Origin of the sequence: Candidatus Equadaptatus faecalis (assembly GCA_018065065.1) — a bacterium.
Taxonomy (GTDB): Bacteria; Synergistota; Synergistia; order Synergistales; family Synergistaceae; genus Equadaptatus; species Equadaptatus faecalis.
Genome location: JAGHTZ010000031.1, coordinates 1 through 4,096, shown reverse-complemented (window position 1 = coordinate 4,096; position 4,096 = coordinate 1). Strand labels below are relative to the sequence as shown.

At 49.2% G+C, this 4,096-nt stretch carries 4 protein-coding genes; all 4 read left to right on the top strand.

Features of this window, described 5'->3' with window-relative positions; translation table 11 throughout:
* Positions 1-903 precede the first annotated feature (903 nt).
* The 4 genes from rpmE to prfA all read left to right on the top strand — a co-directional run bounded on the left by rpmE (position 904) and on the right by prfA (position 4,011).
* On the top strand, positions 904-1,137 hold the full coding sequence (rpmE, locus tag KBS54_02495) for a 50S ribosomal protein L31 (protein ID MBQ0055000.1): 234 nt from the start codon (positions 904-906) through the stop codon (positions 1,135-1,137).
* Positions 1,138-1,237: 100 nt separating this feature from the next.
* Positions 1,238-1,930 (top strand): FAD-dependent thymidylate synthase, encoded by a 693-nt coding sequence (locus KBS54_02490; GenBank protein ID MBQ0054999.1) that lies wholly within the window; start codon positions 1,238-1,240, stop codon positions 1,928-1,930.
* 107 nt (positions 1,931-2,037) lie between these two features.
* Positions 2,038-2,934 (top strand): DUF1385 domain-containing protein, encoded by an 897-nt coding sequence (locus KBS54_02485; GenBank protein ID MBQ0054998.1) that lies wholly within the window; start codon positions 2,038-2,040, stop codon positions 2,932-2,934.
* A gap of 3 nt (positions 2,935-2,937) precedes the next feature.
* Entirely contained in the window at positions 2,938-4,011 is a 1,074-nt protein-coding gene (gene prfA / locus KBS54_02480) for a peptide chain release factor 1 (protein MBQ0054997.1), read from the top strand.
* The last annotated feature ends 85 nt before the right edge of the window (positions 4,012-4,096 follow it).

Here is a 4,096-nt window from a genome sequence, read left to right as displayed (position 1 = left end):
GTTCAGTTTTTCTTTCTCAATAAACTTTAATAACTTTTACAAAAACGAAAATATTCAGCATTTTCAACACTCTATGTAAATTTAGCCTGATTTTTGTCTGTCAAAGTTCCCGCAATAATTTGCTCTGCACGAAAATAATTTTGCAAACGACTTGAAACCGGTTAACAAATCCGGGGTCTGATTGCAATTTGATAATTAGAGAGACCTATACGCCACAGCAACGCGCAAAAAACTAAAAACGCCAATCCGTCCTGCGCCCCAAGGGGCTTACCGCGTAAGGCAGACAGTTAAAGCGCAACGCGTCGGAGCACGTCTTGTTCGTCGAATCGTCTTAGACGGAAAAGGGCAGTCCAAGCTTGCAACATTTCCGTTTATTGGACAGGCGGGGCGGCGGGCAATCTAACAAAACTTAGCAACACCCAAACCGCGGTTTGGCTTTTTCGCGAAAGCGAAAAAGAACGCCATACGCTGCAAGCTATATGTTATAAGCAAAGGCAAGGGCTGAAGCGTAAAGCGAAAGCGACAAACCAAAGAAACGCAGACAGTCATTAAGGCTGCAATCAAAACAAAACTGCACTATGCAGTACAACACGTAACGAAACACAACAAATTGAAAACAACGCCGGCGGAGAATACTCCGAACGGCTGTGTGACGATACATTAACGGGCTGAATTGTATTCAGCCCGTTTTTTGTGCCGAGGCGGAACGGTACAGCAGAAAATTTTATGAAAACAAGCGGTGGGACTGCCTTATAATTGCCTGTGGGCAATGACTATACAACGCTGTAACGCTGCTGACGCCGGTGGTCGCATAACCACAAAAAAAGTTGTTGCTTTTTTTTAAAAAGCACGATATAATCTCTGACTGTATGTTGGTAACAAAGTTCCGGAGGTGTAACAGAGATGAAGAAGGACATCCATCCCAAATATGAAAAATGCACGGTTACCTGTGCGTGCGGCAATACGTTTGAAACACGTTCAACGATAGGCGATATGAGAGTTTCAATCTGCAGCGCCTGCCATCCGTTCTACACGGGCAAAAAGGGCAGAGTCGTTGAAGCAGGACGCCTTGAGAAATTCCGCCAGCGCTATGCAGGTGTCAATTACGGACAGAGAAACACGGAAGAAAGCAAATAGTTTCGAAATCCGCAGGGGAGAGCATAGGCTCTCCCCTGTTTTTTTAGTCTGTTTTTTGCTATACTATATGCGTTAATACGATTGCAAAGGGAGTGTCGCTATGGCAATTTACGTGAAGCTGCTTGCCTCTACGCCCGAAGCCGCCAAGGTGGTGGCGGCGGCGGCCAAGCTCTGCTACAGTCCGTCAACCGCAGCGGAGCTGTTTGAAGATTTGGACTCTGAAAAAATAACAGGCTTTCTTAACGGTCTGCGCAAATCAGGCCACGCGTCGCCTTTTGAGCACGCAAGTTTCACTTTTGCGATAGAAGGGCTGAGCCGTGTGGCAACACACCAGCTTGTGCGCCACCGGGTTGCGAGTTTTTCGCAGCAGAGTCAGCGCTACGTAGGCATGGAAGGGCAATTTTGCATAGTTCCGGAAAGCATCAAGGCAATTCCCGAAGCTGCTGAGCTGTTTGAAAAGCAGACGAAGGCGGCTGCCGAATGTTATGAAAAGCTTGTTGCTCTCGGCGTTGCCAAGGAAGACGCGCGCTTTATTCTTCCTCACGGCATGGAGACGCGCATAGTCGTTACAATGAACGCGCGCGAGCTTCACCATTTCTTTGCCCTGCGCCTTTGCAAGCGTGCTCAGTGGGAAATCCGTGAGGTGGCGCGTCAGATGTGCGTGCTTGCCAAAGAAGCGGCACCGCAGCTCTTTACGCTTGCGGGTCCGTCCTGTGTCACGCAGGGACGCTGCACAGAGGCACATTCCTGCGGCAATCCGTATCCGAACATGGAGGCTATGCTTAAAAATTGAAATTAGCTAAAATATTTGTAAATTCTCTCAGGCTGATAAATCTTGCCGCCGAAACGGAAGAACGCAGAATACCCGTAGGCGGTCAGGCTGTTATAGAGGGAGTGCTTATGAAAGGTCCCGAACATTGGGGGCTTGCAGTCCGCGAGCCGGAAGGAAAAATCTGGTTTAAATCGTGGCTGTCGTCAAAATGGCTCGAAAAACCTGTTTGGAAACTGCCCATAATTCGCGGCTGCGCTACTATGGTTGACATGATGCGTGTCGGAATGAACGCTCTTTCAATTTCTGCCGAGGTCAGCCTCGGCGAAGAGGACACTTTCTCGCCGTGGGAACTTGCCGGGTCGATTTTGTTTGCGCTGTTGTTTGTCGTAGGACTTTTTATTGCGCTTCCGATGTTCCTTTCCGAGTTTGTTTCCGCTCACTGCGGGCTTTCCGCAGTTTGGAAAAACTGCATTGAAGGGATAGTCAGGGCGTTTGTCTTTATCGGCTACGTTGCGGTAATATCGCTCTGGAAGGATATGCGCCGCGTGTTTGAATACCACGGTGCGGAACACAAGACTATCAATGCTTACGAGCATTATGCGGAACTTACACCTGAAAACGTTGCCAAATATTCGCGCATACACAGACGCTGCGGCACTTCGTTCCTGCTGATAGTCGTTTTTGTGAGTATAATAGTATTCTCGTTCATAAGAGTGGATACCGCCATGGCGAGAGTGCTGTCCCGCGTCGTTCTGCTTCCGCTGGTAATCGGAATTTCCTACGAATTTATCCGCGCAGCGGCAAAATCGGACGGCTGGGGAAAGACGTGCATAGCACCGGCGCTTACTTTGCAGTACGTTACGACGCGTGTTCCGTCCGAAGATCAGCTTGAGGTTGCCATAGCGGCTCTTGACCTTGCGTTGCATCCCGAAAAGGACAACAGCGCGGAGTGGGAAAACAAGAAGAAGCTTAACGCTGAAAACAGCGGAACAAATAAAGAAAAAACTGACGAAATGCAGGTGTAGCAAATGGATCTTCGCGCAAAGCTTGAAGAAATAGAAAAGAGTTACAAAGAAATTGAGACAAAAATGGCTGATCCTGAAGTTGTGAACAATCAGGAGGAACTTCAGCAGCTTGCAAAAAAACATTCCGAGCTTGAGCCGGTTATGGAAGCCTTTATGCGCTACGAAAAGGCAAAACAGTCGCTCGACGAAGCGCGGGAAATGCTTTCCGGCGATGACGAGGAAATGAAAGAACTTGCGAAAGAGGAATGTGAAACGCTTGAGCAGCAGATACCGAAGCTTGAACATGAAATTCAGGTCCTGATTCTTCCGAAAGACATAAACGATGACAAGAGCGTCATAATAGAAATACGCGGAGGCGCGGGCGGCGACGAGGCTGCTCTCTTTGCAGCCGACCTTTACCGTATGTACGTGCGCTACGCCGAACGCCAGGGCTGGACTGTTGAAATAATTTCTTCAAACGAAACCGGTATAGGCGGATATAAAGAAATTATCTTCCGCGTTGACGGAAAGGGCGCGTTCAGCAGCCTGAAATTTGAAAGCGGCGTTCACCGTGTCCAGCGTGTGCCTGAAACGGAGGCAAGCGGACGTATTCATACGTCAACGTCCACGGTCGCGGTTCTTCCCGAAGCCGGAGACGTTGAAATTGAAATCCGCGCCGAGGATCTGAAAATTGACACCTATCGCGCAAGCGGAGCAGGTGGACAGCACGTTAACATGACAGACTCCGCGGTCCGCATTACCCACATTCCGACAGGTATTGTAACCACCTGTCAGGACCAGCGCTCGCAGATCAAAAACCGCGCGAAGGCGATGCAGTATCTGCGCACGAAGCTTTACGACCTTGAAATGCAGAAGCAGAACAACGCGCGCGCAGACGAAAGAAAAGGACAGGTCGGAACGGGCGACCGCTCGGAACGCATACGAACCTACAATTTCCCGCAGAACAGGCTTTCGGACCACAGAATAAACCTTACGCTGTACAAGCTTGACCAGATACTTGACGGTGACCTCTACGAGCTTATCAGGGTTCTTTCGGAAGCCGATCAGGCTGAAAAACTGAAGGCTCTCGCGGTATAATGAAACTCGGAGCGTACAGAAAAACGGCAATAGAGAAGCTTACATGCGCAGGTATCGAAAGACCTGCGTATGTTGTTGATACGCT

Coding starts and splice junctions, on each gene's coding strand:
- KBS54_02490 (MBQ0054999.1), top strand. CDS start 1,238: ATGGCAATTTACGTGAAGCTGCTTGCCTCTACGCCCGAAGCCGCCAAG.
- prfA (MBQ0054997.1), top strand. CDS start 2,938: ATGGATCTTCGCGCAAAGCTTGAAGAAATAGAAAAGAGTTACAAAGAA.
- KBS54_02485 (MBQ0054998.1), top strand. CDS start 2,038: ATGAAAGGTCCCGAACATTGGGGGCTTGCAGTCCGCGAGCCGGAAGGA.
- rpmE (MBQ0055000.1), top strand. CDS start 904: ATGAAGAAGGACATCCATCCCAAATATGAAAAATGCACGGTTACCTGT.